Annotated in this window: 24 protein-coding genes; 12 read left to right on the top strand and 12 right to left on the bottom strand. The window is 68.7% G+C overall.

What is annotated here, in order from left to right:
- Nucleotides 1-14: 14 nt before the first annotated feature.
- From CS1GBM4_RS04735 to CS1GBM4_RS04715, 5 genes are all read right to left on the bottom strand, one after another.
- Complete coding sequence (locus CS1GBM4_RS04735; RefSeq protein WP_186417520.1) at nt 15-1,205, bottom strand: NADH-quinone oxidoreductase subunit D; 1,191 nt, start codon at nt 1,203-1,205, stop codon at nt 15-17.
- Nucleotides 1,206-1,207: 2 nt separating this feature from the next.
- Complete coding sequence (locus CS1GBM4_RS04730) at nt 1,208-1,645, bottom strand: GFA family protein (protein WP_186417519.1); 438 nt, start codon at nt 1,643-1,645, stop codon at nt 1,208-1,210.
- A gap of 4 nt (nt 1,646-1,649) precedes the next feature.
- A complete protein-coding gene (locus tag CS1GBM4_RS04725; protein ID WP_186417518.1) occupies nt 1,650-2,255 on the bottom strand; it encodes an NADH-quinone oxidoreductase subunit C in 606 nt (201 codons plus the stop codon).
- A gap of 142 nt (nt 2,256-2,397) precedes the next feature.
- The gene (locus CS1GBM4_RS04720) at nt 2,398-2,976 is read right to left on the bottom strand and encodes an NADH-quinone oxidoreductase subunit B (RefSeq protein WP_186417584.1); all 579 of its coding nucleotides are present in this window, start codon (nt 2,974-2,976) and stop codon (nt 2,398-2,400) included.
- Nucleotides 2,977-3,055: 79 nt separating this feature from the next.
- Nucleotides 3,056-3,421: an NADH-quinone oxidoreductase subunit A gene (locus CS1GBM4_RS04715; RefSeq protein WP_186417583.1), complete on the bottom strand. Its 366-nt coding sequence runs from the start codon at nt 3,419-3,421 to the stop codon at nt 3,056-3,058.
- Between the two features lie 401 nt (nt 3,422-3,822).
- Here CS1GBM4_RS04715 and CS1GBM4_RS04710 point away from each other — a divergent pair, with 401 nt between their 5' ends.
- Nucleotides 3,823-4,437 (top strand): D-Ala-D-Ala carboxypeptidase family metallohydrolase, encoded by a 615-nt coding sequence (locus CS1GBM4_RS04710; protein ID WP_186417517.1) that lies wholly within the window; start codon nt 3,823-3,825, stop codon nt 4,435-4,437.
- Between the two features lie 36 nt (nt 4,438-4,473).
- Here the strand turns inward: CS1GBM4_RS04710 and CS1GBM4_RS04705 are convergent, their stop codons facing one another.
- Nucleotides 4,474-5,787, bottom strand: a complete 1,314-nt coding sequence (locus CS1GBM4_RS04705) for an aspartate aminotransferase family protein (RefSeq protein WP_244607050.1) — start codon at nt 5,785-5,787, stop codon at nt 4,474-4,476.
- Nucleotides 5,788-5,920: 133 nt separating this feature from the next.
- On the opposite strand from CS1GBM4_RS04705, the gene CS1GBM4_RS04700 reads away from it, so the two are divergent.
- Nucleotides 5,921-6,724 carry an IclR family transcriptional regulator gene (locus tag CS1GBM4_RS04700; RefSeq protein ID WP_186417516.1) on the top strand — a complete coding sequence of 268 codons (804 nt, stop codon included), beginning with the start codon at nt 5,921-5,923 and terminating at the stop codon, nt 6,722-6,724.
- A gap of 5 nt (nt 6,725-6,729) precedes the next feature.
- Here CS1GBM4_RS04700 and CS1GBM4_RS04695 read toward each other — a convergent pair whose 3' ends face one another.
- The 6 genes from CS1GBM4_RS04695 to CS1GBM4_RS04670 form a co-directional block, all read right to left on the bottom strand.
- The gene (locus CS1GBM4_RS04695) at nt 6,730-7,677 is read right to left on the bottom strand and encodes an ABC transporter permease (protein WP_186417515.1); all 948 of its coding nucleotides are present in this window, start codon (nt 7,675-7,677) and stop codon (nt 6,730-6,732) included.
- Nucleotides 7,674-8,552, bottom strand: a complete 879-nt coding sequence (locus tag CS1GBM4_RS04690) for an ABC transporter permease (protein WP_186417514.1) — start codon at nt 8,550-8,552, stop codon at nt 7,674-7,676. The genes CS1GBM4_RS04695 and CS1GBM4_RS04690 overlap by 4 nt, the downstream gene beginning before the upstream one ends.
- 34 nt (nt 8,553-8,586) lie before the next feature.
- The gene (locus CS1GBM4_RS04685; RefSeq protein WP_186417513.1) at nt 8,587-10,098 is read right to left on the bottom strand and encodes an ABC transporter substrate-binding protein; all 1,512 of its coding nucleotides are present in this window, start codon (nt 10,096-10,098) and stop codon (nt 8,587-8,589) included.
- Between the two features lie 61 nt (nt 10,099-10,159).
- Complete coding sequence (locus CS1GBM4_RS04680) at nt 10,160-11,668, bottom strand: M81 family metallopeptidase (RefSeq protein ID WP_186417512.1); 1,509 nt, start codon at nt 11,666-11,668, stop codon at nt 10,160-10,162.
- 116 nt (nt 11,669-11,784) lie between these two features.
- Nucleotides 11,785-13,092, bottom strand: a complete 1,308-nt coding sequence (locus CS1GBM4_RS04675) for an alanine racemase (RefSeq protein ID WP_186417511.1) — start codon at nt 13,090-13,092, stop codon at nt 11,785-11,787.
- A complete protein-coding gene (locus tag CS1GBM4_RS04670; RefSeq protein WP_186417510.1) occupies nt 13,083-14,543 on the bottom strand; it encodes a M81 family metallopeptidase in 1,461 nt (486 codons plus the stop codon). Before CS1GBM4_RS04670 ends, CS1GBM4_RS04675 begins: the two co-directional genes overlap by 10 nt.
- Before the next feature lie 181 nt (nt 14,544-14,724).
- Here CS1GBM4_RS04670 and CS1GBM4_RS04665 point away from each other — a divergent pair, with 181 nt between their 5' ends.
- From CS1GBM4_RS04665 to CS1GBM4_RS04620, 10 genes are all read left to right on the top strand, one after another.
- The gene (locus CS1GBM4_RS04665; RefSeq protein WP_186417509.1) at nt 14,725-16,227 is read left to right on the top strand and encodes a M81 family metallopeptidase; all 1,503 of its coding nucleotides are present in this window, start codon (nt 14,725-14,727) and stop codon (nt 16,225-16,227) included.
- Between the two features lie 589 nt (nt 16,228-16,816).
- A complete protein-coding gene (locus CS1GBM4_RS04660) occupies nt 16,817-18,403 on the top strand; it encodes an ABC transporter substrate-binding protein (protein ID WP_210201526.1) in 1,587 nt (528 codons plus the stop codon).
- A 96-nt stretch (nt 18,404-18,499) separates the two neighbouring features.
- Nucleotides 18,500-19,924, top strand: coding sequence for an amidase (locus CS1GBM4_RS04655; RefSeq protein ID WP_186417508.1), 1,425 nt, complete (start codon nt 18,500-18,502; stop codon nt 19,922-19,924).
- Between the two features lie 40 nt (nt 19,925-19,964).
- Nucleotides 19,965-20,156: a hypothetical protein gene (locus tag CS1GBM4_RS04650; protein WP_186417507.1), complete on the top strand. Its 192-nt coding sequence runs from the start codon at nt 19,965-19,967 to the stop codon at nt 20,154-20,156.
- 8 nt (nt 20,157-20,164) lie between these two features.
- On the top strand, nt 20,165-21,583 hold the full coding sequence (locus CS1GBM4_RS04645) for an amidase (protein ID WP_210201525.1): 1,419 nt from the start codon (nt 20,165-20,167) through the stop codon (nt 21,581-21,583).
- Between the two features lie 31 nt (nt 21,584-21,614).
- Nucleotides 21,615-21,803, top strand: a complete 189-nt coding sequence (locus tag CS1GBM4_RS04640; RefSeq protein WP_186417505.1) for a hypothetical protein — start codon at nt 21,615-21,617, stop codon at nt 21,801-21,803.
- A 1-nt stretch (nt 21,804) separates the two neighbouring features.
- Nucleotides 21,805-23,211: an amidase gene (locus CS1GBM4_RS04635; protein WP_186417504.1), complete on the top strand. Its 1,407-nt coding sequence runs from the start codon at nt 21,805-21,807 to the stop codon at nt 23,209-23,211.
- Between the two features lie 66 nt (nt 23,212-23,277).
- Nucleotides 23,278-24,156, top strand: coding sequence for a DMT family transporter (locus CS1GBM4_RS04630; protein ID WP_186417503.1), 879 nt, complete (start codon nt 23,278-23,280; stop codon nt 24,154-24,156).
- A 63-nt stretch (nt 24,157-24,219) separates the two neighbouring features.
- Nucleotides 24,220-24,423, top strand: a complete 204-nt coding sequence (locus CS1GBM4_RS04625; RefSeq protein WP_186417502.1) for a hypothetical protein — start codon at nt 24,220-24,222, stop codon at nt 24,421-24,423.
- A complete protein-coding gene (locus CS1GBM4_RS04620; RefSeq protein WP_186417501.1) occupies nt 24,420-25,829 on the top strand; it encodes an amidase in 1,410 nt (469 codons plus the stop codon). The genes CS1GBM4_RS04625 and CS1GBM4_RS04620 overlap by 4 nt, the downstream gene beginning before the upstream one ends.
- The last annotated feature ends 33 nt before the right edge of the window (nt 25,830-25,862 follow it).

Below are 25,862 nucleotides of genomic sequence, written 5' to 3'. Positions count from 1 at the left end.
GGCAGCGGCCAACCTCACCGATCGACCTCCCCGAAGACGATGTCGAGGGAGCCGAGGATCGCGGAGACGTCGGCGAGCATGTGCTTGCGGCACATGAAATCCATGGCCTGGAGATGGGCGAAGCCCGGCGCCTTGATCTTGCAGCGATAGGGCTTGTTGGTGCCGTCGGAGACGAGATAGACGCCGAACTCGCCCTTCGGCGCCTCGACGGCGGCATAGACCTCGCCCTCGGGCACGCGGTAGCCCTCGGTGTAGAGCTTGAAATGGTGGATCAGCGCTTCCATGGAGCGCTTCATCTCGCCGCGCTTGGGCGGCACCATCTTGCCGTCGAGCGAGGAGACCGGGCCGCCGCCATCGGCCGAAAGCAGCTTCTCGCAGCACTGCTTCATGATGCGCACGGACTGGCGCATCTCCTCCATGCGGATGCAGTAGCGGTCGTAGCAGTCGCCGTTCTTGCCGACGGGGATGTCGAATTCCATCTCCTCGTAGCATTCATAGGGCTGCGATTTGCGCAGGTCCCAGGGCGCGCCGGAGCCGCGCACCATCACGCCCGAGAAGCCCCATTTCCAGCAGGTCTCGAGGTCGACGACGCCGATGTCGACATTGCGCTGCTTGAAGATGCGGTTGTCGGTGAGCAGCCCCTCGAGGTCGTCGCAGACCTGGAGGAAGGGGTCGCACCATTCGGCGATGTCGTGGATCAGCGAGGTCGGCAGGTCCTGATGGACGCCGCCCGGGCGGACATAGGCCGCGTGCATGCGCGCGCCGCTCGCCCGCTCGTAGAAGATCATCAGCTTCTCGCGCTCCTCGAAGCCCCAGAGCGGCGGGGGGAGCGCGCCGACGTCCATGGCCTGCGTGGTGACGTTGAGGAGATGTGAGAGGATGCGGCCGATCTCGGAATAGAGCACGCGGATGAGCTGGCCGCGGCGCGGCACGGTCACGCCCATCAGCTTCTCGACCGCGAGGGCGTAGGCGTGCTCCTGGTTCATCGGCGCGACATAGTCGAGCCGGTCGAAATAGGGCACGGCCTGGAGATAGGTCTTAGCCTCGATCAGCTTCTCGGTGCCGCGATGCAGCAGGCCGATATGCGGGTCGACACGCTCGACGACCTCGCCGTCGAGCTCCAGCACCAGGCGCAGAACGCCGTGCGCCGCCGGGTGCTGCGGGCCGAAATTGATCGAGAAGTTGCGGATGTTGTGCTCGGTCATCCTCACCCCTCCTGCTGCTGCGCTTCGAAGGCAGCGATGACTTCCGCGCCGGTCTTGCGAGAGCGCTCGCCGGCGAATTCGTACAGCGACGGCTTCTCGTCGATGAAGATCTCCTCGGCGAAGCTCACCGCGGGCAGATCGTCGATGCTCTGAAAGGCGACGGCGACGTGGCCGCTCTCATCGCCCCGGAGGCGCCAGAACAGGCTCGTGCCGCACTCCCTGCAGAACAGGCGCTCGGCCCATTCGGACGAGGCGTAGCGGCCGAGCGCGTTGTCGTTCTCGAGCTCGAGGCCGTTGCAAGGCACCGACATGAGCACGCCGCCGCTCCAGCGCCGGCACATGCCGCAATGGCAGACGTCCATTTCCAGCTTTTCGGGAACGGCCGTGAAGCGCACCGCGCCGCACAGACACTGCCCCGATACCCTCGCGGCCTCGCCCATCGCCTCAGCCCGCCTTGGCCTTCTCGTCGCCCGGCAGGACGTAGTCCGTCCCTTCCCAGGGCGAGAGGAAGTCGAAATTGCGGAACTCCTGGTTCAGCTTCACCGGCTCGTAGACGACGCGCTTCTGCTCGTCGTCGTAGCGGACCTCGACGAAGCCGGTCAGCGGGAAGTCCTTGCGCAGCGGATAGCCCTCGAAGCCGTAATCGGTGAGGATGCGGCGCAGGTCGGGATGGTTCGAGAACAGGATGCCGTAGAAGTCGTAGGCCTCGCGCTCGTACCAGTTCGCCGCCGGGAAGACCTCGATCACCGAGGGGACCGGCGTCGCCTCGTCGGTCTGCACCTTGACGCGGATACGCTGGTTGTGGCGCGGCGAGAGCAGGTGGTACACGATCTCGAAACGCTTCTCGCGCTGCGGGTAGTCGGCGCCGGCGATGTCGGTGAAATTGACGAAGCGGAAGCGCGGATCGTCGTAGAGGGTCCTGAGGACCCGCACGATCTCGGTAGCCTGCGCCGACACCGTGAGTTCGCCATAGGCGACGACGATATCGGTCACCGCGCCGGGCAGCGCCGCCTTGATCTCTTCGCCCAATGTCACGAGCGCTTCGCTCATCGCATCACCTTCTGCCCGTTCCGCGTCATGGTCGGCTTGACCCGACCACCTCATGCAGGACGGGGCTCAAATCCCGTCTTCCTCGCCTCGCGCCTCTCCGTCAGGAGATGCCCGGGCCGAGCCCGGGCATGACGCGCTCGTGTTACCGCTCGATCGTCCCGGTCCGCCGGATCTTCTTCTGTAGCAGCAGGACGCCGTAGAGCAGCGCTTCCGCGGTCGGCGGGCAGCCCGGCACATAGACGTCGATCGGCACGATGCGGTCGCAGCCGCGCACCACCGAATAGCTGTAATGGTAGTAGCCGCCGCCATTGGCGCAGGAGCCCATCGAGATGACGTAGCGCGGCTCCGGCATCTGGTCGTAGACCTTGCGCAGCGCCGGGGCCATCTTGTTGGTCAGCGTGCCGGCGACGATCATCACGTCGGACTGGCGCGGCGAGGCGCGCGGGGCGAAGCCGAAACGCTCGACGTCGTAGCGCGGCATGGAGAGCTGCATCATCTCGACCGCGCAGCAAGCGAGGCCGAAGGTCATCCACATCAGGGAGCCGGTGCGGGCCCAGTTGATCAGGTCGTCGCTCGCCGTGACCAGGAAGCCCTTGTCGGCCAGCTCGTTGTTGATCTCGACGAAATAGGGGTCGCGCGTGCCGACGGGCTTGCCGTCGGGGCCGAGCAGGCCCCTGGGCGCGGGCGCGACGAGCGGGTCACCGCGATCGATCGCTGTCATGGCCATCAGTTCGAACCTTTGGGTTTCGTCGAATGTAAGAACGGCGACGTGATGATGTCAGCCCCTGCACGACAGATGGTCAGTCCCACTCGAGCGCGCCCTTGCGCCACTCGTAGACGAAGCCGACCGTCAGCACGCCGAGGAAAACCATCATCGACCAGAAGCCGAACCAGCCGAGGCCGCCGAACGCCACCGCCCAGGGAAAGAGGAAGGCGACCTCGAGATCGAAGATGATGAAGAGGATGGCGACGAGGTAGAAGCGAACGTCGAACTTCATGCGCGCGTCGTCGAAGGCGTTGAAGCCGCATTCATAGGCCGAGAGCTTTTCGGCGTCGGGCTTCGAATAGGCGACGGCGAACGGGGCGATCAGCAGCGCGAGCCCGATCACGACGGACAGCCCGATGAAGATCACCAGAGGCAGGTAGTCCGACAGCAGGGACTGCACAGGAAGGGCTTGCATCTGTCACCCCGCTTCAACCCGGCGCCGAGGCGGCGCCCTCAATCTCGCCGTTCGATTAGACCCTGCTTTAGAATCACGCAAGGGTTCGCCGCGACGCACAACGCGGCTGTCGCCATGTCTTTGCCGCATATGGCCGCGCCGCTCTTCAAACCGACGTGATTCCCGGCCGCTCCGGCGCCGTTTTCCGCAAACGGCCACGGCCGGCGCCGAATGGTTGTCGCGACGCGCCGAGGCGTGGCAGAGGTGGACGCAACGTCAGTTTCGGCGCCGGCTCGATTCGTCGGCAAGCGCTGCCGATGCGTCAGGAGAACCGGTGCGGGCATGCCGAGGCCAGGAACCGACCGCGACATAAACACCGCGCCCCCCTCGCCGGCGTCCCGCCTGTCATGAGCGCGCTGCGCGGAACCGTGCTGGCGGGCGCCTGCGCCGCGCTCGCGATGCTCGGGGCGGCGGCTCGGGCGCAGCAGATGATGCTCGCGCCGCTCCCGCCCGAACGCCCCTTCGATCTCGACCTGCAGACGAAGCCGGGCGTGCCCGCGATCGTCGTGGTCCCCCAGCCGCCGGTCGAAGCCAGCCTGACGACGACGCCTTCGCCCACCCTCGCCCAGCCCGATGACGACGAGGGACCGGAATGGCCGCAGCGCACGCCCGGCCAGGCCGGCGAGGAACCCGCCTTCGATCCGGACGAGAAGCCCGACAAGCCTGGAATCTCGACCGATCCCGGCACGTCGATCGCCTGTCTGCCGCCGGTCCTGAAGGACATCCTCGGCAGGATTTCCGACAAGTACGGGGCGGTGAAGGTCACCTCGACCTGGCGGCCACCCTGGCGCGCGCGGCGCGGTTCCTATCACAAGCGCTGCGAGGCGATGGATTTCCGGGTGCCCGGCATCAGGCCGCGCACCGTCCTGGAATGGGCGCGCGCCCTGCCCGAGGTCGGTGGCCACAAGGTCTACTGGAACGGGCTGATCCACATCGACACCGGTCCGCGCCGCCCCTGGTGACGGGCGGTCCCGCGGCCGCTATCCGGGCGGCGCCCCTCAGATCTCGCTCGCCGCGCCCCTGACCGCCTCGAGCGTGGCGTCGACGACCGGCCCGTCATGCTCCGAGGACACGAACCAGGCGCCACGCTCCAGCACGCGCACGCCACGCCTGAGCAGCGCATGGGCGAAGCGGCCATAGGCCGCCTTGTCCGAGCGGGCGACGTCGCGATAGTTCCGTGCCGGCGCATCGAGCCCGAAGGCGACATGGAACATCAGCGGGAAGCCGGCGACCTGCGCCTTGATCCCCGCTTCGGCCAGGATCGTCCGGATACCGTCCTGCAGGCGCCGGCCGTGGATGGAACTGCGTTCGTAGTGCTCCGGCGTCAGCAGCGCCTGCGTCGCGACCATCGCCGCCATCGCGATCGGCTGGGCGTTGAAGGTGCCACCGTGCAGCACGCCGTCGGCGAACAGGTCGACTAGATCGGCCCTGCCCGCGATCGCCGCGACCGGGAAGCCGTTGGCGATGGCCTTGGCCATGATGGTGAGATCGGGCGTGACGCCGAACAGTTCCTGCGCGCCGCCGCGGGCGAGGCGGAAGCCGGTGATGACCTCGTCGAAGATCAGGAGCGCGCCATGCCTGCGGCAGGCGGCGAGCGCGCCTTCGAGATAGCCGGGAGCCGGCGCGATGGCGCCCTGGTTGCACATGGCCGGCTCCATCAGCACCGCCGCGACGTCGCCGCGGGCGAGGCGCGCTTCCAGCGCCGCGAGATCGTTCCAGCCGAGGATGGCGAGCCCCTCGCCCGCCGCCGGGTCCTGCCCCCTGCTGCCGATCACCGGCGTCGGCGCGTCTTCCGGTCCCGCGGCGTTCAGGCCGGGCGCGGTCGACCAGAGGATGTTGTCGAACCAGCCGTGATAATGCCCCTCGAACTTGACGATGGTGCGCCGGCCGGTGGCGGCGCGGGCGAGGCGCATCGCCGCCTGCGCCACCTCCGAGCCCGAGGAGCCGAAGCGCAGGCGTTCGGCTGACGGAACGCGCTCGCAGATCAGCTTGGCCGCCTCGTACTCGATCGGCGCCTGCCCGGCGAAGAGGATGCCCTTCTCCGCCTGCGTCCTGACCGCCTCCAGCACTGGTGCCGGGTTGTGACCGAGCACGGTCGCCCCCATGCCGCAGTAATAGTCGATGATCCGGTTGCCATCGACGTCGATCAGATGGGCGCCGTCGCCGCGCTCGAAGACCAACGGGCCCGGAGCCATGCCGAGCCGGAAATTGCTGTTCACGCCGCCGGCGATGAAGCGCGCGTTCTCGGCGATCCGCCGCGCCGATTCCTCGAAGCGCAGTGTCGCCCCCTGATGGATGCCGTCCGCTGTCACGCGCGCGCCCTCCGCTGCCGTCGGAACGACCAGACCAGACCGCCTGAACCGTGTAAAGGAACAGAGGTTTCGCCTTGCGGAATTTGCTCGCACTGGCTATGCGATCTCTTCCCACCGGACGAGCGGAGCGGCCATGCCGAAGACAGCTGCGAGGGCCCACGACAATCCCTACGTCGTGCAGCCGGTGATGAAGGCGCTGAAGGTGCTGGAGCTCGTCGCCCGCCAGGGGCACGAGATCGCGCTCACCGCGGTGAGCAAGGAGTTGCGGATCCCGAAGACGACGACCTTCCGCTACCTGCAGACCCTGACCGCCGCCGGCTTCCTCGACCACAACCGCGCCACGGACCGCTACAATCTCGGCCCGCAGCTGCGCGCCATCGCCCGCGCCGATGCCAGCGTCAGCAAGATCCGCGAGCTCGCGCGCCCGGCGATGATCGAGCTGATGCACGAGTTCAACGAGACGGTGAACCTCGCCGTGAAGGGCAACGGCACGATCGTCTACATCGACCTGATCGAGGCCAACCGTTCGCTCCGGATGCAGGCGCGCATCGGCGAGAGCCATCCGATGCACTCGACCGCCCTCGGCAAGGCGATTCTCGCCTTCCTGCCCGAGGCCGAGCGCCGCCGCCAGCTCGACCTGCCGCTGACCGAGCGCACCGGCCGCACGCTGATCGAGCGCGAGGAGATCGAGCGCCAGCTGCGGCAGGTGGCGCGGACAGGCTACGCCACGGAGATGGGCGAGAACGAGGACGGCGCCATGTGCGTCGGCGTGCCGGTGCTCGACGAGGACGGCTATCCGGTCGCCGCGCTGTCGATCTCGGCGCCGCTGATGCGGATGCCGCATTCGCTGGCGGCCAAGGCCGGCATGCGGCTGCGCGAGGTCGCGGCCGGCATCTCGGCCCGGCTCGGCTCGCACCCGGCGGGCGCGACGCGCTGAGGCGCTCATCGGTATTCGATCCGCGGGTCGATCCAGGCGTAGAGCATGTCGACTGCCAGGTTGATCAGCATATAGGCGATCAGGATCACGAGGATGCAGCCCTGGATCAGCGGGTAGTCGCGGGTGGTGATCGCCTGGATCAGCAGGCGGCCGAGGCCCGGATAGGTGAAGACCGCCTCCGTCACCACCGCCCCGCCGATGAAGTTCGCCATCATCAGCCCGACGATGGTGACGAAGGGCAGAAGCGCGTTGCGCATGATGTGCAGGCCGACGATGCGCCTTTCCGGCACGCCCTTGGCACGTGCGGTGCGAACATAATCCGCTCGCGCCTCGCCGATCAGCGACGCCCGCAGGAAGCGCCCGAGCACCCCCGAGACATAGACGCCGAGCGTGAGGGCCGGCAGAGCGAGGCTGCGCAGGGCCTCGAGCGGCGCGGCCCAGAGCGGGACATAGCGCGAAGCCGACGGCAGCAGGCGCAGTTCGACGGCGAAGAGCAGGATCAGGAGGATGCCGAGCCAGAAGGTCGGGACGCCGAGGGCCAGCGCGCTCCAGCCGCTCAGCACCCGGTCGAGCCAGGATCGCGGCCTGACCGCGCTGGCGACCGCGACGGGGATGCCGATGGCGAGCGCGATGAGAATGGCGCAGAGGGCAAGCTGGAGCGTCGCCGGCAGCCGCTCGCCGATCAGATGCGCGACCGGCTGGCGGCTGTGCAGCGACAGGCCGAAATCGCCCGTGGCGGCCCGGCCGAGCCAGTCGACATATTGCACCAGCATCGGCCGGTCGAAGCCGAGGCGCCGGCTCACCTCGGCGATCTCCTCGGGGGACGCGTTCTCGCCGACGATGACCGCCACCGGCCCGCCCGGCACGGCGTAGACCATCGCGAAGATCGCGAAGGAGGCGATCAGCAGCACGGGCAGCATCTGGGCGAGGCGGCGCAGGGCATAGGCCGTCATCGCCGGCCTCCCGCCGCCTCGGCCGGCATGCCCGCCTCGTCATGGTCGAGCAGCGCCGTCAGCGCCCGGCCGATCGTGTCGAGAGACAGGATCGTCAGCGTCAGCACGAGGCCGGGCAGCACCGCATAGGTCGGCGCCTCGTAGAGATAGGACTTGCCGGTGCGCAGCATCTCGCCCCAGCTCGGCGTCGGCGGCGGCACGCCGACGCCGAGGAAGGCGAGCGCCGCCTCGAGCAGGATGGCGATCGAGGCGAGCACGATCGCCTGAACCACCAGCGGGCTCAGGATGTTGGGCAGGATGGTGCGGAACATCAGGTAGCCCGGCCCGCCGCCGAAGCTGCGCACCGCCGTGACGAAATCGAGCTGGCGCAGCGCCATCACCTGCGCTCTCGCGATACGGGCGAAGCCCGGTATGCCGGCGACGCCGACCGCGATCAGCGCCGCGGCCTGGCTGCGGCCGAGAACCGCGATCAGCGTCATCGCGAAGAGGACGTTCGGCAGAGCGAGGAGCACGTCGACGCAGCGCATCAGCAGCGAGTCGCGCCAATCGCCATAAAAGCCGGCGACCAGCCCGACCGGAATGCCGATCAGCCCTGCGATGAGGACGGCGCCGCAGGCGGTGACCAGCGATGTGCGGGCGCCGTAGACGACGCGCGCCAGGATATCGCGGCCGAGCTCGTCGGTGCCGAACCAGCTCTCGGCCGAGGGCGGCTTCAGGGAGTCCGCGATGCTCTGGGCCAGCGGGTCGAGCGGCAGGACGCCGGCGAATGTCGCGGCCGACGCGACCAGAGCGAGGAAGGCGAGGCCGAGGGCCGGCCCGCGCCGGCCGGCGAGCCGGCGCAGCAGTTTCCCCAGGGACCTCAGCGCCTCGCTCATCGCGCGGCGAGCCGGCACGGGCCGTCGCAGCCCCTCATTTGAACCCGATCGTGCGGGCGACGAAGAGGTTGTCGATGTCGAGCGTGATGCCGCCGATCTTCCCGGAGGCGACGATCAGGCCGACATCGTAGGAATTGGTCGGGATCCCGAACGCTTCATCGACCAGCACGCGGTTGAGGTTGTCATAGGCCGCCTTCACCTCCGCCTCCCCGCCGGCCGCGGCATCCACCTTGGCGATCGCGGCGACATAGGCCGGGTGCGGGTGCGGATCCTTGAGGATCGGATTGCCGGAGGTGCGGTAGATCGAATTCGTCGTGACGCGGGACGGGAACTTCTGGACGTTACCGACCGCGCCGAAGGTCGCGGCGAAGTCGCCGCCGAGCAGCGCCGTGACGTATTCGGCGCCCTGGCGCATGTCGAGCTCGATCGGAATGCCGACCTTCTGCAGCGAGCCCTGCACGATCTGGCTGATCGCGATCGAGGGCTCGTCGCTGCCGTTGACCAGCAGCTTCCAGCCCTTCATCTCGTCTGCCGACAGCCCGGAGGCGGCGATCAGCTTCTTCGCCTTGTCGAGATCGTAGGCGTAGGCCTTGGTGTAGCCCTCGTCGAAGGCCGGGCTCGCCGGCGCCCAGGGCAGCGCCACCACCTTGCCCATGCCGGCATAGCCGACACGCAGGATGCTGGCGCGATCCATCAGATGGTTGAAGGCCTGCCGAAACGACTTGTTGCGGAAGGGGCCGCGCGTCGAGTTGATGCGGAAGACCTGCACCAGCGGCCCGGGGCCGGCGAAGACCTGGTAGCCCGCGCCCTTCAGCCGGACGGCGCTGCGCGAGGAGCCGTTGTAGACGATGTCGACCGCGCCCGATTCCAGCGCGGCGGTGGCGGCCGCGTCCTCGCTGAACACGGTGAAGACGAGATCCTGCGCGATCGGCTGCTTCTCGCGCCAGTATTTCGGGTTGGCCTTGAGCGTCAGCCCCTGCCCGACCGCGCGGTTGACCAGCGTGTAGGGTCCGGTGCCGGCCGGGATGGTCTCGACCGTGTCGATACCCTTGGGATCGATCGGGATCAGGAACTGCAGGAGATCGAGGATCTGCCGCTCCGGAGCCGGCGCCTTGAAGTTGATCACGACCGTGCGCTCGTCCGGCGCCGACCAGTCCTTCACGATGGACATGGTCGAGAAGACGTTCTTGCCGCGCTTGGGGTCCGCGCCCTTCTGCAGCGTCGCCAGCACGGAATCGGATTTGAACGGCGCGCCGCTGTGGAAGCTGACGCCGTCGCGCAGCGTCAGCTTCACCGAGCTCTTGTCCGGCGCGATGGTCCAGGCGCTCGCCAGGCCCGGCTGCGGCTTTCCGTCCGGCGTGTATTCGATCAGGCTGTCATAGAGGTTCTTGATGACGTGGAAGTTGACCGTGGAGAGTTGCTGCGGGTCGAAATTGGCGAGCTCGCTCAACACGGCGACGCGCAGCGTGCCGCCCTTGAGCTGCTGAGCCGCTGCCGCTCCGGCGGCCAGCAGCGGCGCCGCTCCCGCCAGGGCAAGACCGGTCATGCAGACTTGACGTCGCGACAGCTTCATCATCGCTCTCCCCTCTTCTTGTTCGGATCGACCATCAGCCCGTTCCCGCTCCCGGCCGGGACGAATGCGCCCGCCAGTCGCTGATCGCTTCCAATGGATAGACAGGCCGCGGGATGCGCTGCCACGGCAGGGTGAACACGTCCGACTGGCCCGGCCCGCGCGTGTCGGCGCGGATCACCTGCGAGGTGATCGGCGCGAAATACTGGAAGTTCGAGGCCGTCTTGAGCACCGCAATCTTGTAGTCGGCGAGGTCGATGCCGAAGGCTTCGTAAACGCCGGGGACGTTGCCGGCGACGCCGCGGAGCTCGCTGATCAGCAGGGTCGCCGGCCCGACGTCGAAGACCACGGCGCGGCCCATCTCGACCTCGGTCTGGTGATTGAAGGCGAGCGGGATCGAGCCGCCGCCGATGCGCCGCACCCGACCGGTCACCGTGAGCGGCTCGAAGAACGCCGTCGCGGCGTCGCCGCCGAGCGGCAGGGTCACCTGCGCCCCCTCGCCGGCAGCGACCAGCGTCGCCACCGCCCGCGGCGAGATCAGCGGGATCAGGGCGCGGCTCCGGATGCCCTGCCGCAGGATCGATTCGAGGATCAGGTTGCTGTCGCCGGCCGCACCGCCGAAGACCGTATCGCCGGTGTCGCTCAGCACCACCATGCCGCGCTCGGCCTCCTCGGCCAGGCGCACCGCCTCGTCGACCGGAACCGCGTCGCGTCGCTGGAAATCGTCGCGCATCGACCAGGCGAGATCGGCGAGCTCGTCCGCCAGCCGTTCGGCCAGTCCCTGGTCGCCATCGGTGACGACGATGGTCGACCAGCCGCCCTCCGCGACGTCGAGCCAGGGCTGCATCGGATAGTTCGAGGCCTGCAGCACGCGCGGGTCGGCCTCGAGCGCCCTCGCCCGGTCGAACCAGCGCTTCATCGGGCCCTTCGAGGTCAGGAACTGCTCCTGATGCGAGAGCAGCGGGATCTTGCGCCAGGCCATCACCGGCTTCAGCTTGCCGGTCAGGATGCGCAGCAGCACCTGCGTGCCGACCTTGCCGGTGTCGAAGACATCGTGCGGCTGGGTGCGGTGCCCGACGATGGCCGTGCAATTGGCCATGATCTTGTCGGTGACGTTGGCATGATGATCGAGCCCGAGCAGGATCGGGACGTCGGGGCCGAGGATCCGCCGGCAGAGCTCGGCCTGCTCGCCCTCGACATCGTCGATGCCCTCGGCGGCGCAGGCGCCGTGCAGATGCAGGACGAGCCCGTCGACCGGCCCGACGGCTTCGAGGCCGAGGCGGATCTTCTCCTGGAAGAAATCGAAGGCCTCGCGCGAGATCCGGCCGCCCGCCACCGCCCAGGCACGGATGATCGGGACTGTTTCGACCGCGAGACCCGACTCGCGGATGGCGGCATAGTGGCCGCCGATCTGGCCGATATGGCCGAAATGCCGGGCGATCTCCTCGCCTTCGTAGAGGCCGAAGGCCTGGAAGTCGGCGAGCGTCGTCAGCACCGGATTGAAGTCGTTCGTCTCCTGCACGATGTGGATCAGGGCAAGACGCACTTCGCACCTCCGGACGTCGGCCTGCGGGCGGGACCAGAGGCCTGCGCCATTTCGGAAAGCGTAGTTGCGGCATATTCCGCGTCAAGGATCGCCCGTTTCATGGAGAGAAACGCCGATCAGAAGAAGGTCCGGATCGCACCGGTCACGCCCCAGGCGTCGTCGACCAGCATCAGCAGCCCCCATTTGTCGAAGGTCGTGCAGGGATGGCCGATGCCGAAGGCGACCATGTCGCCGACCCGGAGCGGGCTCTCCTCGGGGGTGCCGAGATGGCAGTGCTGATCGTTCAGCGCCAGCACCACATGCCCCGGCGGCATCGGCTCGGGCCGCGCCATGGTGGCGCCCGGCCGATACCAGCGCAGCGGCACCGGCAGTCCGGAATCATAGCTGATGTCGCGCTTGCCGACCGTCAGCAGGCTGCGCCCGCGCTCGGGCCGCGATTGGACATAGGCCCAGACCTCCAGAGCCGATTCCAGCCCGCCCGGCGGCAGGACGAGGCTGGTCTCCGACGCGATGCGGCGGAACGAAGCCGTGTAGGTCGTCGAGTCGTGGGTGAGATAGCAGCCGGAGCGCAGCAGCTTCAACACCGGCCGCGCGAAAGAGGCCGCGTTGAAACGCTCGCCCGCCCGGTCGAAGAGCGAGGTTCCGCCGGCGCTCAGCACCATGGGTTCGGGGCCGAGCAGCCTCTCTGCATCCGCCGCCGCGGCCGTCGCGACCACCTCGTCGAGCAGTCGGTCCGCCGCCCCGGTCTCGCTCAGCAGGCCCTCGAAGCATTCGAAGCCGGCGAGCCGCAGCCCCGGTGCGGCGGCGACGGCGCGCGCCACCGCCAGAGCCTCCTCCCGGCTGCGCGCGCCGGTGCGCCCGCCCATGAAGCCGATCTCGACGAGGATGCGCAGCGGATTGGCGTTGCGATGCCTCGCGGCCGCCTCCGCCAGCAGCCCCACGCCGGCGAGGCTGTCGGCGAGGCAATAGAGCTCGAATCCCGGTTGTCCCAGCGAGTCGAAGCAGGCGGCGATCTCCTGCCGGCCGACCGGCTGGTTGGCGAGGATGACGCGCTCGACGCCGAAATGGCGGCAGACGACGAGCTGCTGCACCGTCGCCACGGTGATCGCCCAGGCACCGTCGGCGATCTGCAGATCGAAGAGCTGCGGCGCCATCGTCGTCTTGCCGTGCGGAGCGATCAGCAGATCGTTGGCGGTGGTGAAGGCGGCCATCCAGGCGCTGTTGGCCTCGAGGACGCTCTCGCGAATGACGGCGAGCGGCAGCGGCATATCACCGGCGAGGAGGTTCCAGCCCTGGCGGCCGACATCGCCGAGCCGCAAAGAGGCGCCGGGCGGCACGCCCTTGATCGTGCCGTCGAGATGCTGGTTCTCAATCTCGGCGAGCGACAGGCGCGGCAGGACCGCGGCGGGACGAGCTACAGCCATGGGTTGGGATCCAGCGGAGAGAAGGGGCGCCTGACCTTGGTGTAGGGGATCTTGCTCGCATCGGGTGGATAGGGGCCGCCGCTGTCGAGATAGAGCACCTCTGCCGCGATCGGCGCGAAGGCGGCATGGAAGTGGTTCGAGGACTTGACCACGACCAGCGTCTTGCCGGCGAGATCGATGCCGAGATCGGTGAAGACCGGCGGGCTGAAGGTCTGGGCCCGGGTCGAGGCCAGGACGATGTCGAGCCGGCCGATGCGGATCGCGGCCGCCGGGCCGAGCGAGACCCGGCTCTGCTCGAACGGGATCAGCAGGTCCGCACTCGTGCCGACCACCTCGACCACCGCATCGATCGGCCGGCCCGAGCTCGGCGCCGCCTTGCCGGCGAAGCGCAGCGGAATCCGCGCCCCAGCGCCTGCGGCGCGGCACAGGCCGACCGCGACCGGGTCCCAGAGCGCGCCGATCGCAGCCGGGATGTCGGGATGGCGCAGCAGCGCCTCGACCATCACCGAGGAATCGCCGGCGACGCCGCCACCGGGATTATCCCAGCGATCGGCGAGGATGACGGGCCGGCCGGGCTCGGCCAGTTCGATGGCCGCCACAATCCCTTCCTCCGGTTTGTAGTGCCTGGGCGAAGCGCCCTGCCCCCAGCCGAGGATCTCGAGTCCGAGCCGTTTCGCCAGCGCCGCCGCCTTGTCCCGGTCGCCATCGGCGATGACGAGCACCTTGGTGCCGAGATCGGCGACATCCGCCGCCTGGAAGCCATGCGCGACGGAGACGCTGAGGATGCCGTCCCGGCCTTCCATCGCCTTGATGCGGTCGACGAAGCCGCGGCCCGGCTCGCGGCTGGTCATGAAGGCGGCGAGCCCGCGGCAGTCGAAGACGGCGCTCGCGGGCTTCACCTCGCCGCGCGCCGCCCTGAGGCAGAGCTCCAGCAGGTCTTCCGCCCGGGCCAGGAAATCGGTGTGGGGGAACTCCTTGAAGGCGACGACGATGTCGGCGTTGTCGACCATCCGCGCGCTCAGATGGCAGTGCATGTCGAGCTCGACGCCGATGACGCAGGCCGGCCCGGCGAGCGCCCGCGCGCGCTCGATCAGATCGCCCTCGCAATCATCGTAACCCTGCGCCACCATCGCGCCGTGCAGGCCGAGGAGCACGATGTCGACCGGCAGCGCCGCCTGCAACTGGCCGAGGATCTCGTCGCGCAGGCTCTCATAGCCCTCCCGCGAGACCAGGCCGGCCGGCTCGGCCCAGGTCGCCGTGCCCTCGATGAGGTCGTAGCCCTCGGCGGCGGCGCGGCGGCGTGCCGCGACGATCGGGGCCGAGCACAGGGTCGGCGTCTCGGGATGGCTCCCCGGCGGGCAGTAGAAGGCGTTCTCGAAGGCACTGCGGTCGACAAAGAGCGGCGCGAAGGTGTTGGTTTCCGTCGCCAGCGACGCGGTGAAGACGCGCATGCGGATCCGTTCCCGAGCAAGGCGGCGCCCACCCCTCCGGCCGCCCGCCGACCATGAAACCGGCAGCGGGCGCGCACTGTCAAAGCATCGACGTTCCTCCCAGCGGAACAATGCGGGCTTGATCCGGAACAGAGCCGCGGCCGAGATGCTCCGGCTTCGTCCGCAGGGAGCGGCCCGGATCATGCCCAAGCGTCGCAGGATCCTGCTCGGATCGCTCTTCCACGAGACCCACAGCTTCGTCGACGAGATCACGACACTGGCGGATTTCACCATCCGCGCGGGCGAGCAGCTGCTGCAGCGGCGCGGCGACGGCTCGACCGTCGACGGCTTCCTCGCGGTCGCCGCGGCGGAAGACTGGGAGGTCCTGCCGACCGTGGATTACACCGCCCTGCCCGCCGGCACGGTCGATCACGCCGTGTTCGAACGCTTCCTCAGCGAATTCGACGGCGGGCTGCGGGCCGCGCTCGCCTCCGGCGGCCTCGACGGCATCTGGCTGGCGCTGCACGGCGCGATGGTCACGACCGGGAACCTCGACCCCGAAGGCGCGCTGCTCGCCCATATCCGCTCGGTACCCGGCTGCGAGGCGCTGCCCGTCTTCGGCGTCTTCGACCTGCACGCCAATTTCACCGCCGCGATGGCGCGGCACGCCAGCGCGCTCGTCGCCTATCGCGAGAACCCGCACACGGATGCGCGGGAATCCGCCGTGCGCTCGGCCGAGCTGCTGGCGCGGGCCCTGAATACCGGCGAGGTGCCGCGCATGCTCTCGGCCAACGCGCCGGTGATGTGGCCGCCGACCGGAACCGGCACGGCCGACCGGCCGATGAAGGACCTCGAGGTGCTGGCGCGCCGGATCGAGGAGGAGAATCCGGCCATCTGGGTCACGAACGTCGTCGGTGGCTATTCGTTCTCGGATGTCCCGGAGGCGGGCGTCGCCTTCGCGGTCGCCTTCACCGGGCCGGACGATGACGCCGGAGACGCGCTCGCCCGCCTGATACGGACCACGACGGACTTGCGCGAACTCGGCCTGCCGGCGGAGTGGGACATCGACCACGCGATCACGGAGCTCCGGCGCGCGGCGGGCGGGCCCTATATCGTCGTCGAGCCGGCCGACAATATCGGCGGCGGTGCACCGGGCGACGGCACCTCGGTGCTGCGCGCCTTCCTGCGGCACCGCGTCGAGAACTGCGCCGTCGCCATCGCCGACCCGGCGGCGGTCGCCGCGATGGCGGGTGCAAGGCCCGGCGAGATCCGCCGGCTTTCGGTCGGCGGCAAGGGCAGCGCGATCGCCGAAGGGCCGGTCGAGATCGAGGCCGCCTTCGTCAGCGCGAGCGACGGCGCGTTCGCGCTCGAAGACCTCAACAGTCATCTCGCCGCCTCGCAGGGCTCGCATTTCGACATGGGAGCGTGCGCCGTGGTGAGGACCGGCGGCGTCACCATCCTGCTGACCAGCCGCAAGACGCCGCCCTTCGACCTCGGGCAATGGCGCTCGCAAGGCATCGAGCCGCGAGGGCTCAAGGCCATCGGCGTCAAGGCGGCGGTGGCCCATCGGCGCGCCTATGACGGCATCGCGAAGGGCAGCTTCACCGTTGCGACGCCCGGCCCCTGCACCAGCCGGATCGAGACCCTGCCGTTCCGGCGGCTGCGGCCCGGCGTCTTTCCGATCGATCGGCGCGCGTTCCGCTGACGGAATGCGGAGCGACCGAGGCTGGTGGCCCGAGCCTGTGCTGCCGGCCCAGCGGGACGGCCTTCATCGGGCGGGCTCGTCGTGCCGGACCACTCGATCGGGAGCAGGTCGGGTCCGGACAATCCGGCATCTCATCGAACGGCGTAGCAACGCGCACGGGCCTGCTGAAATTGCGCGCATCAGAGTAAATTGTATCCATTTGTGAGGCGCACGCCCCGTCGAGAGCGGCGGGCGGCGACTCGCGACCACGGCTCGCTTCATCCGGTCGGATTCGTCGCTTCAGATGTGTCGATAGCGCCCACGTGCTGGCCCGACGATGCAATTTCGGCGATTTCGTCGAGTCTTTTGGAGAGCCCAGCAGCGATCGACGTGGATGCAATCGCTCCAGAGACATTCGCGAATACGCGTCGAAATCCCCGCCCCTCGCCTCATGAAGAGGGGGTCTCCAGTCAATTGGATACAATAACGGATCGTTGGCACGGCGATTGCAGAAGAGTCTCTCGAGCCCTTTCAGCGTCCAGCAGTCGCCCATTCCGGAGGTCACATGCGGTTCCCGGCATCGCTCCCGAAGTCCAAGCCCGGCGCTCCGGTGTCTTTTCCAGCCATGGTCGCCGGGCTGACCCTCGGTGTCGCCGCACTGTTTGGTTCGGCCGCGCCGGCTCTTTCGGGGGAGAGCGTATTGCGGCTGGCCATGACGGCCGGCGACATTCCGGACTGGACCGGCCATCCCGATCAGGGCGCCGAAGGCCAGCGCTTCGTCGGCTTCTCGCTTTACGACAGCTTCCTGAACTGGGACCTCACGAGCTCGGAGCGCGAGGCGGTGCCGACCGCGGGGCTGGCCTCGAAGTGGTATCCCGACCCCGCAAACAACAGGCGCTGGATCTTCGAACTCCGGCGCGACGTGAAATTCCATGACGGCTGCCCCTGGAATGCGGAGGCGGCGCTGTGGAACATCGCCCGTATCACCGACGACAAGGCACCGCAGTTCAATCCGGTGCATTTCGCGCGCAACCGATCGCGCACCGTCAACGTCGCCGGCGCCGTCAAGATCGACGACTACACGATCGCGATCGACACCAAGGTGCCGGAATCGGTCTTCCCCTACAACATGGCCGTCTGGTTCGTGATCTCGAAATGCGCGCTGGAAAAGGCGGGCAACGACTACAAGGTCTATGCGCTCTCGCCGCAAGGGTCCGGGCCCTACAAGTTCGGCTCGGTCGTACCGCGCGAGCGGCTGGAACTCGTGAAGAACCCGGATTACTGGAACCCGGCGCGCATCCCCAAGCACGACCGGATGGTACTGATCCCGATGCCGGAGGCAACGACCCGGGCTGCGGCGCTGCTGTCCGGTCAGGTCGACTTCATCGAGGCGCCGTCGCCCGACACGTTGCCACGGCTGCGGGCAGCCGGCATGCGCGTGACCACGCTGACCTACCCTCACAACTGGCACTACCAGTTCAATTTCCAGCGTGGCGCCTTCAAGGACATCCGTGTCCGCCAGGCGGCCAACCATGCGATGGATCGGAAGGAGATGGTCGAGATGCTCGGCGGGATCGCCGAGGCCAGCGAAGCGCTGTTCACACCGCACCAGGCGATCTACGGCAAGCCGAAGACCTACCCCTACGACCCGAAGAAGGCGACCGCCCTGCTCAAGGAGGCAGGCTGCTACCCCTGCGCCATCACCGTCGGCATCTCGACCTCGGGGTCCGGCCAGATGCAGCCTCTGCCGATGAACGAGCTGGTCAAGGCGCAGCTCGAGGCGGTGGGCTTCCGCGTCAAGTTCGAGGTGCTGGACTGGAACGCCCTGCTCGACCTGTTCTTCAAGGGCTGGGAGCGCGCGCCCACCTACGACGCGATCAACATCTCGCTGGGCTCGGTCGATCCCGTATCCGGCATGATCAGCCATTTCGCCACGGCCCGGCGCGCGCCCGGCGGGCTCAACTGGGGCTGGTTCGACAACAAGGAATTCGACGAGCTCGCGGACAAGGCGATGAACACCTTCGAGCCCGAGAAGTCGCTCGCCATGTTCATTCGCCTGCACGAGATCGTCAGCGAGCAGGCAGGCCGGCTCTTCATCGTCCATGACCTGAACCCCCGCGCCATGTCGCCCAAGGTCAAGGGCTTCGTGCCGGCCCAGAGCTGGATGCAGGACTTCGTGACGATCAGCCTCGACTGATGCTTGCCGGGGGCGGGCTCCTCCCTGGCCCGCTTCCCCGCCCCCACCAATTTGTCCGGTCCCGCCGCGAGTCGGCGCCGCCAGAAGGCCCGTGCCATGTCCGCTCCACTGCATTTCATGACCGTCGCCGAACTTGCCGGGGCCATCGCCGCCAGGACCATCTCCCCGGTGGAGCTGACGAAGGCCCTGATCGCTCGGGTCGCCGCGCTCGACGGGCTGACCCACGCCTTCATCGAAGTCACGGCCGATCTCGCTTTGGCCCAGGCCAGGAAGGCGGAGGGCGAGGTCATGGCCGGCATCAGCCGCGGGCCCTTGCACGGCGTGCCCGTGGGGCTGAAGGACATCATCGACCTCAAGGGCGTGCGGACCACCGCCCATTCGCATCAGCTCATCGACAACTGGGCGAAGGACGACGCCGCCGTCACGCGGAAGCTGAAGGCGGCGGGCGCCGTCATCCTGGGCAAGCTCGCGACCCATGAATTCGCGATGGGCGGCCCCTCCTTCGACCTGCCGTTCCCGCCGGCGCGCAACCCCTGGAAGCTCGCGCATTTCACCGGCGGGTCCTCGTCGGGCTCGGGCGCCGCGGTGGCGGCGGGCTATGTGCCCGCGGCGCTGGGCACCGATACGGGCGGCTCGATCCGCCTGCCGGCGGCGTTCTGCGGGATCGTCGGGATGAAGCCGACCTATGGACTGGTGAGCCGGCGCGGGGTGCTGCCGCTCGCGCAGAGCCTCGACCATATCGGGCCGATGACCTGGACGGTCGAGGACAACGCGCTGCTGATGAAGGTGCTCGCCGGGCACGACCCGCTCGATCCCGCCAGTGCCGACCGTCCCGATCCCGCGCCGGAAGCGCTGCTGGAGGCCGGCGTGAAGGGGCTCCGCATCGGCTATGTGCCCTCGCTCGGGGCGCAGGCCGAGGCCACCGAGGAGGTCCAGAGCGCGGTCGCCGGTGTGGCTGCAACGCTGGCCGGTCTCGGCGCGGTGGTCGAGGAGGTGGCGCTGCCGCCGCTGGCCGATTTCGCCGCCTGCGGCTTGATGATCCTGCTGTCGGAGGCCTTCGCCGTTCATGAGCCCAACATCCAGGCCAGACCGGAACTCTATGGCGAGATCCTGCGCGATCGACTGCTGCTCGCCGGCATGATCGATGCGAGCGACTATGTCCAGGCGCTGCGCCTGCGCGCGGAACTGGTCGCGGCAGTGGCGCAAACCATGTCGCGCTTCGACATCATGGTCTGCGCCGCGACCGCGACTCCGGCCCCGGCGATCACCGAGGTCCCGAAGTTCGGCCTGTTCACCAAGCCGCCGCTGACCTTCCCCTTCAACGTCACCGGCATGCCGGCGCTGACGATGTGCTGCGGCTTCTCGGCTGCAGGGCTGCCGCTCTCCGTGCAGATCGCCGGCCATGCCTTCGGCGAGGCGACGATCTACCGCGCCGCCCAGGCCTACGAGGCCGCCACCGCCTGGCGCGCGCGCCGGCCCGATCTCGAAGCTGCGGGGCCGGCGAGCCTCGCGGCCGAATAGCCGCCGCCTGCTCCCCTCCGCCTGTCCCCGAGAGGCCATCATGACCGACAACTCCGACAAGCCGCTCCCGATCGAGGCCAAGCTCGCCGAATACGGCCTGAAGGTCGGCCCCGAGACGCTCGCGGCGCTGAAGGGCGCCGTCACCGATCTGGAAACCGCCGCCCGCTCCATCCGGGTCAAGCGCAGCTATCTGCAGGAGCCGGCCCACACCCTCCGTCTCTGGACGAAATGAGGTCCGCCATGACCGCGCTGTACGACCTGACGATCGCCGAGGCCGCCCCGCTGCTGAAGGCCAAGACGCTTTCCCCGGTGGAGCTGACAGCCGCCTACCTCTCCCGCATCGAGGCCTTCGACGGGCAGCTCAACGCCTATATCCGCGTGCTGCCGGAGCAGGCGATGGCCGCCGCCCGGAAGGCCGAAGCCGAGATCATGAAGGGCGGCTACAAGGGGCCGCTGCATGGGGTGCCGATCGGCCTCAAGGACATCTACAACACCAGGGGCATCCCCACGACCGGCCATTCCGCCCTCTACCGGGACCATGTCCCTGAAGAGGATGCGACGACGACTCGTCTGTTGGCGGAGGCCGGCACGATCCTGCTCGGCAAATTGTCGACCTGGGAATTCGCCATCGGCGGCACCTCCTTCGATCTGCCTTGGCCTCCGGCCAGGAACCCCTGGAACCTCGCGCATGATCCGGCGGGATCGTCCTCCGGTGCGGGGGCCGCGATCGCCGCCGGGCTGGCGATGGGCTCGATGGGAACGGACACGGGCGGCTCGATCCGCGGGCCGGCGGCCTGGTGCGGCATCGCGGGGCTCAAGCCGACCTATGGACTGGTCAGCCGCCGAGGCATCCTGCCGCTCTCCTTCAGCCTCGACCATGGCGGCCCGATGTGCTGGACCAGCGAGGACTGCGCGCTGATGATGGACGTGCTGGCGCAGCACGATCCGCTTGATCCCGGCAGCGCCGATGTCGCGAAGCCGGACTTCCGCGGCTCCCTGCAGAAGGATGTGAAGGGACTGCGCATCGGCGTCGTCCGGCATTTCTTCGAGACGGATGCCGAGAGCGATCCCGAGATCAAGGCGGGTATCGAGGCGGCGCTGACGACCTTCCGGGACCTCGGCTGCGAGGTAATCGACGTCACCCTGTCGCCGCTCTCCGCCTATGGCGATGTGGCCGCGTTGATCTCGCGCTCGGAAGCCTTCGCCTTCCACGAGGAGACCCTGAAGGCGACGCCGGAGCTGTATGGCGAGCTCGCCCGCCAGCGCATCATGATGGGGGCCTTCGTGCGGGCCTGCGACTATGTCAACGCGCTGCGCGAGCGCGGGCGCCTGATTGCGGAGATCGCGACGGTGTTCGAGGCCGTCGACGCCCTGATCTGCCCGACGATGCCGGGCGTCGCTCCGAAGCTCGGCGAGCTCGGCAACATGATGTCCCGCTCGCGGCCGTCCTTCACCCGCGTCTTCAACGTCACCGGATCCCCCGCGCTGTCGGTCTGCACCGGCTTCTCGGCGGCAGGGCTGCCGCTGAACATGCAGATCGTCGGGCGGCCCTTCCAGGACGATCTCGTGCTGAGAGTCGGCAGCGCTTTCGAGAAGGCGACGAGCTTTCGTGACCGGCGCCCCGCGCAATGGGCGCAGCCGGCTCTGGCAGCCGAGTGAGCCGACGCCCCCAACCGAACAGGAGTGGATCATGAGCGAGACGATCTCGGTCGAAGCCTTCAGGCTGCTGCTCGACAGGGCAGGCATCCGCGTCAAGCCGGAGAGTTTCGAGGACATGCGCAACGCCTACACGTTGCTTCAGGCGATGCGGGAGCGCGTCCGCACATCGCGGGGCTACGACGCCGAGCCCGCTCACATTTTCACCCCGGCGGACCGCTGAGATGGTCAGCGATCCCACCCTGCTCACGATCCGCGAGGCCTCCACCCTGATCGCGACCCGCGAGCTCTCGCCCGTGGAGCTGACCCAAGCCTGCATCGCCCGCACCGAAGCCCTCGATGCAACGCTCAGCACCTATGTCGCCTTCACTCCCGAGCAGGCTCTCGATGCGGCAAAGGCGGCCGAAGCCGAGATCCGCGCCGGCCATCACCGTGGCCCGATGCACGGAATCCCGATCGGGCTGAAGGACATCTACGACACGGCGGGAGTGGCGACGACCGGCCATTCGAGACTGCTGCAGAGCCGCGTTCCGGCAGAGGATGCCTTTACGGTGGCGAAGCTCCGGGAAAGCGGTGCGATCATCACCGGCAAGTTCGGCACCTATGAATTCGCTATCGGCGGCCCCTCCTTCGACCTGTTCACGCCGCCCGCACGCAATCCCTGGGATCCCTCCCGAACCACAGGCGGCTCGTCCTCGGGCTCCGCCGCCGCGGTCGCCACCGGGATGGTCCTCGGCGCGACCGGCTCGGATACCGGCGGCTCCATCCGCAGCCCGTCCTCCCTGTGCGGGCTGGCCGGCATCAAGCCGACCTATGGGCTGCTCTCGCGCCGCGGTATCCTGCCGCTGTCGCAGTCGCTCGACCATGCCGGCCCGATGTGCTGGACGGTCGAGGATGCGGCTCTGATGCTGCAGGCGATGGCGGGGCACGACCCGCTCGACCCGGCCTGCGCGAATGTCGCGGTGCCCGACTTCGCCGGGACGCTCGGAGCGCCGGTCAAGGGCAAGACCATCGGCCTGATCCGCCACTTCCACGAGACCGACCACGAGGCCGCGCCGCCGGTACTGGCCGCCATCGAGGCGGCGATCGCCGTGTTCCGCTCGCTGGGCTGCGTCGTCAAGGAGGTGACGCTGCCGCCGCTCATGGATTTCGCGGCCGTGGGGCTCATCATCATGTCCTCCGAAGCCTTCGCGATTCACGAGGCGGATCTGCGGGCGACGCCGGAACTCTATGGAGAGATCGCTCGCGACCGGATCAGCCTGGGCGGCCTGCTGACAGGAGCCGACTACGTGCAGGCACTGCGGCGGCGCCGGGAGCTCTGTGCCGCCGTCGCAGAGGCGATGATCGGCGTCGATGCGCTGCTGACAGCGGGCTCGCCTTTTCCGGCCCAGCCGATTGACCAGGTCCCGAAGTGGCTGATGTACCAGAAGCCTTCGATCACCATGCCGTTCAACGTCACGGGCCTGCCGGCGCTCGCGCTGTGTGCCGGCTACGAGGAGAAGACGGGTCTGCCGGTCGCGATCCAGCTCGCCGGCCGCCCCTTCGCGGAGACGACCGTGTTCCAGCTCGGCCACGCCTACGAGCAGGCCACCGACTGGCGCGCGAGGCGGCCCGGACTGCTGGCCGCCTGACCGTTTCGCCGGGCGGCCGCTCCGGGTCGCCCGCTCCTCCCCACCGACACAGGAATCCGCCACGCCATGGCCGAGGCCCGCAACACCGTCCAGGCCGGCATCCTCTGGATGATCCTGAGCACGGCCTTCCTGGCGGGCGGCAACTCGCTGGTCAGGCTGATCGCGACGGAACTGCACCCGTTTCAGATCAGCTTCCTGACCAACCTGATCATGCTCGTCTTCGTGTGGCCTCAGCTCCGGGGCGATGCGGCGCTGCCGGACCTGCGCGAGAAGCGCAAGCTCTACGGGCTCATGACCGCGATCGGCTGCATCTCGAACCTGACCTGGTTCTACGCGCTCGCCCACGTGCCGCTCGCCAAGGCCACCGCCCTGACCTTTGCGGCCCCGATCATCGTAACGGCGCTGGCCGGGGTGCTGCTCGGGGAGACCGTCTCGCGCAGCCGCTGGGCGGCGGTGCTGGTCGGCTTCGTCGGCGTGATGGTGATTTCGCGACCCGGCTTCGTCGCGCTCGATGGCGGGACGGTTGCGTTGATGATCTCGACCCTGTCGATGGCGTCGGGTTACCTGATCTCGAAGCGGCTCACGCAGATCGAGCGCATGAGCCGCATTGTTGCCGTCACCACCCTGATCCCGGTGGTCACCGGACTGACCCCGGCCGTGCTGTACTGGCGGACACCGTCCCTCGACATGATGCTGTTCCTCGTGGCGATGGCGGTGGCGATGTTCGTGGGTCGGCTGACGCTGTTCCTGGCTTTGCGCAATGCGCCGGCCTCAACGGTCATGCCCTTCGATTTCGCGCGCCTGCCCTTCGTCGCGCTGTTCGCCTGGCTGGCCTACCGGGAGATCCCGGATCGCTGGGTGCTGGTCGGCGCGGCCATCGTGATGGGCGCGACCCTCTTCATCTTCCAGGAAGAACAGCGCAAGCGCCGCCAGCTGGCCGCCTAGCGGTTTCCACCCTCGCCGCCCGCATGGTGCGGGCATCCGCATAAGCCGAAGGAGACGCGAGCCATGCCCACCCCGATCGCATCCGAAGCCGAGATGAGCGCCCTTCTGGCGCGCACGGGCTTCCAGCTGACGCCAGAGCAGATCGCCGAATATGCGCAAGCCTATGGCTACATCGTCGAGATGTCCGCCCGGATCCGGGGCGAGCGCAGCTACATGGCCGAGCCGGCCCACGTCTTCGGCTTCCCGAACGAGGAGGCCGCCCGATGAGCACGGACATCCTGACCATCGCCGAGGCCGCCGCCTTGATCAGCGCGGGCAAGCTTTCTCCGGTCGAGCTCACGGAGGCCTGTCTCGCCCGCGTGAAGGTCTTCGAGCCCGAGCTGCACGCCTTCGTCACCCTGACCGAGGAACGTGCCCGCGCCGACGCCCGCCGGGCCGAGGCCGAAATCAGGGCCTCGGGGCCGAAGTCGCCGCTGCACGGCATCCCGATCGGCCTGAAGGACATCATCGACACCAAGGGCATCCTGACGACCTGCCAGTCGGCCCACAACATCGGCAATGTGCCCGGCAAGGACGCCGCATCCGCCGCGGCGCTCGACGCCGCCGGCACCGTGCTGATGGGCAAGCTCACCACCCACGAATTCGCCGACGGCGGCCCGTCATTCGACCTGCCCTGGCCACCCGCGCGCAATCCATGGGACACACAGCGCTTCACGGCCGGCTCCTCGAGCGGCACAGGCGCTGCCGTCGCGGCCGGGCTCGTGCTCGGCGGGCTCGGCACGGATACGGGCGGCTCGATCCGCGGCCCGGCGGCCCTGTGCGGCATCGTCGGTCTGAAGCCGACATATGGGCTGGTCAGCCGCGCGGGCGTCGCGCCGGCGGCCTATTCGCTCGACCATATCGGCCCGATGGCCTGGACGACGGAGGACTGCGCGCTGATGCTGCAGGCGCTGGCCGGCCATGACCCGGCCGATCCCGCCAGCGCCGACCGGCCGGTGCCCGATTACACGGCGGGGCTGGCCAAGGGGGCGAAGGGGCTCAAAATCGGTGTGCTGCAGCGCTGGCACGAGAGCGACCGCCCGGTCGCACCGGCCGTCCAGGCCGGTATCGACGCAGCGATCGCCGCCTATCGGAGCCTGGGCGCCGAGGTCGTCGAGATCAAGCTCTCGGCACTGCAGGAATATACGGCCGCCGGCTTCTTCATTGCGACCGTCGAGCGCGGCGCCGCCTATGAGCGCATGATGCTGAAGAACCCCGAGAAATTCGGACAGCGCTATCGCGACCGCCTCGTCTTCGCCGCCCTCTGCACGGGCATGGACTATGTCCAGGCGCTGCGGCGGCGACGCGAGCTGATCGCGGAAATGACGGCGGCGATGGCCGGAGTCGACGTGGTGCTCACGGCCGGCAACCCGGACGAGGCCCCGCCGATCGATCAGGTGCCGCGCTGGGACAATCTCGACAAGCCGAATTTCACCATGGCCTTCAACCTGACCGGGATGCCCGCGATCTGCGTGCCCTCGGGCTTCGGGCCTAACGGCCTGCCGGTGTCGATCCAGCTCGCGGCACGCCCATTCGGCGAGGCGGTGCTGCTGCAGGCGGCTCATGCCTTCGAAAAGGCCACGCCCTGGCGGCAGCGACGGCCGGCCATGCTCGGCCTCGCGGAGGCCGCCTGACGCGATTCCCGCCGCGGCACGCTCCCTGCCGCG

This window comes from Allobosea sp. CS1GBMeth4, assembly GCF_900185715.1.
Classification (GTDB): domain Bacteria; phylum Pseudomonadota; class Alphaproteobacteria; order Rhizobiales; family Beijerinckiaceae; genus Allobosea.
Note: the sequence above shows the minus strand (reverse complement) of the source record. Positions and strands in the feature narration are given on the sequence as shown.

What these genes read in the sequence shown, in the direction of transcription:
- CS1GBM4_RS04695 (WP_186417515.1), bottom strand. Translation starts at nt 7,677, where the DNA reads ATGACGGCCTATGCCCTGCGCCGCCTCGCCCAGATGCTGCCCGTGCTG.
- CS1GBM4_RS04665 (WP_186417509.1), top strand. Translation starts at nt 14,725, where the DNA reads ATGCCCAAGCGTCGCAGGATCCTGCTCGGATCGCTCTTCCACGAGACC.
- CS1GBM4_RS04620 (WP_186417501.1), top strand. Translation starts at nt 24,420, where the DNA reads ATGAGCACGGACATCCTGACCATCGCCGAGGCCGCCGCCTTGATCAGC.
- CS1GBM4_RS04710 (WP_186417517.1), top strand. Translation starts at nt 3,823, where the DNA reads ATGAGCGCGCTGCGCGGAACCGTGCTGGCGGGCGCCTGCGCCGCGCTC.
- CS1GBM4_RS04725 (WP_186417518.1), bottom strand. Translation starts at nt 2,255, where the DNA reads ATGAGCGAAGCGCTCGTGACATTGGGCGAAGAGATCAAGGCGGCGCTG.
- CS1GBM4_RS04650 (WP_186417507.1), top strand. Translation starts at nt 19,965, where the DNA reads ATGACCGACAACTCCGACAAGCCGCTCCCGATCGAGGCCAAGCTCGCC.
- CS1GBM4_RS04655 (WP_186417508.1), top strand. Translation starts at nt 18,500, where the DNA reads ATGTCCGCTCCACTGCATTTCATGACCGTCGCCGAACTTGCCGGGGCC.
- CS1GBM4_RS04730 (WP_186417519.1), bottom strand. Translation starts at nt 1,645, where the DNA reads ATGGGCGAGGCCGCGAGGGTATCGGGGCAGTGTCTGTGCGGCGCGGTG.
- CS1GBM4_RS04630 (WP_186417503.1), top strand. Translation starts at nt 23,278, where the DNA reads ATGGCCGAGGCCCGCAACACCGTCCAGGCCGGCATCCTCTGGATGATC.
- CS1GBM4_RS04675 (WP_186417511.1), bottom strand. Translation starts at nt 13,092, where the DNA reads ATGGCTGTAGCTCGTCCCGCCGCGGTCCTGCCGCGCCTGTCGCTCGCC.
- CS1GBM4_RS04690 (WP_186417514.1), bottom strand. Translation starts at nt 8,552, where the DNA reads ATGAGCGAGGCGCTGAGGTCCCTGGGGAAACTGCTGCGCCGGCTCGCC.
- CS1GBM4_RS04635 (WP_186417504.1), top strand. Translation starts at nt 21,805, where the DNA reads ATGGTCAGCGATCCCACCCTGCTCACGATCCGCGAGGCCTCCACCCTG.
- CS1GBM4_RS04625 (WP_186417502.1), top strand. Translation starts at nt 24,220, where the DNA reads ATGCCCACCCCGATCGCATCCGAAGCCGAGATGAGCGCCCTTCTGGCG.
- CS1GBM4_RS04640 (WP_186417505.1), top strand. Translation starts at nt 21,615, where the DNA reads ATGAGCGAGACGATCTCGGTCGAAGCCTTCAGGCTGCTGCTCGACAGG.
- CS1GBM4_RS04700 (WP_186417516.1), top strand. Translation starts at nt 5,921, where the DNA reads ATGCCGAAGACAGCTGCGAGGGCCCACGACAATCCCTACGTCGTGCAG.
- CS1GBM4_RS04670 (WP_186417510.1), bottom strand. Translation starts at nt 14,543, where the DNA reads ATGCGCGTCTTCACCGCGTCGCTGGCGACGGAAACCAACACCTTCGCG.
- CS1GBM4_RS04645 (WP_210201525.1), top strand. Translation starts at nt 20,165, where the DNA reads ATGACCGCGCTGTACGACCTGACGATCGCCGAGGCCGCCCCGCTGCTG.
- CS1GBM4_RS04685 (WP_186417513.1), bottom strand. Translation starts at nt 10,098, where the DNA reads ATGACCGGTCTTGCCCTGGCGGGAGCGGCGCCGCTGCTGGCCGCCGGA.
- CS1GBM4_RS04735 (WP_186417520.1), bottom strand. Translation starts at nt 1,205, where the DNA reads ATGACCGAGCACAACATCCGCAACTTCTCGATCAATTTCGGCCCGCAG.
- CS1GBM4_RS04720 (WP_186417584.1), bottom strand. Translation starts at nt 2,976, where the DNA reads ATGACAGCGATCGATCGCGGTGACCCGCTCGTCGCGCCCGCGCCCAGG.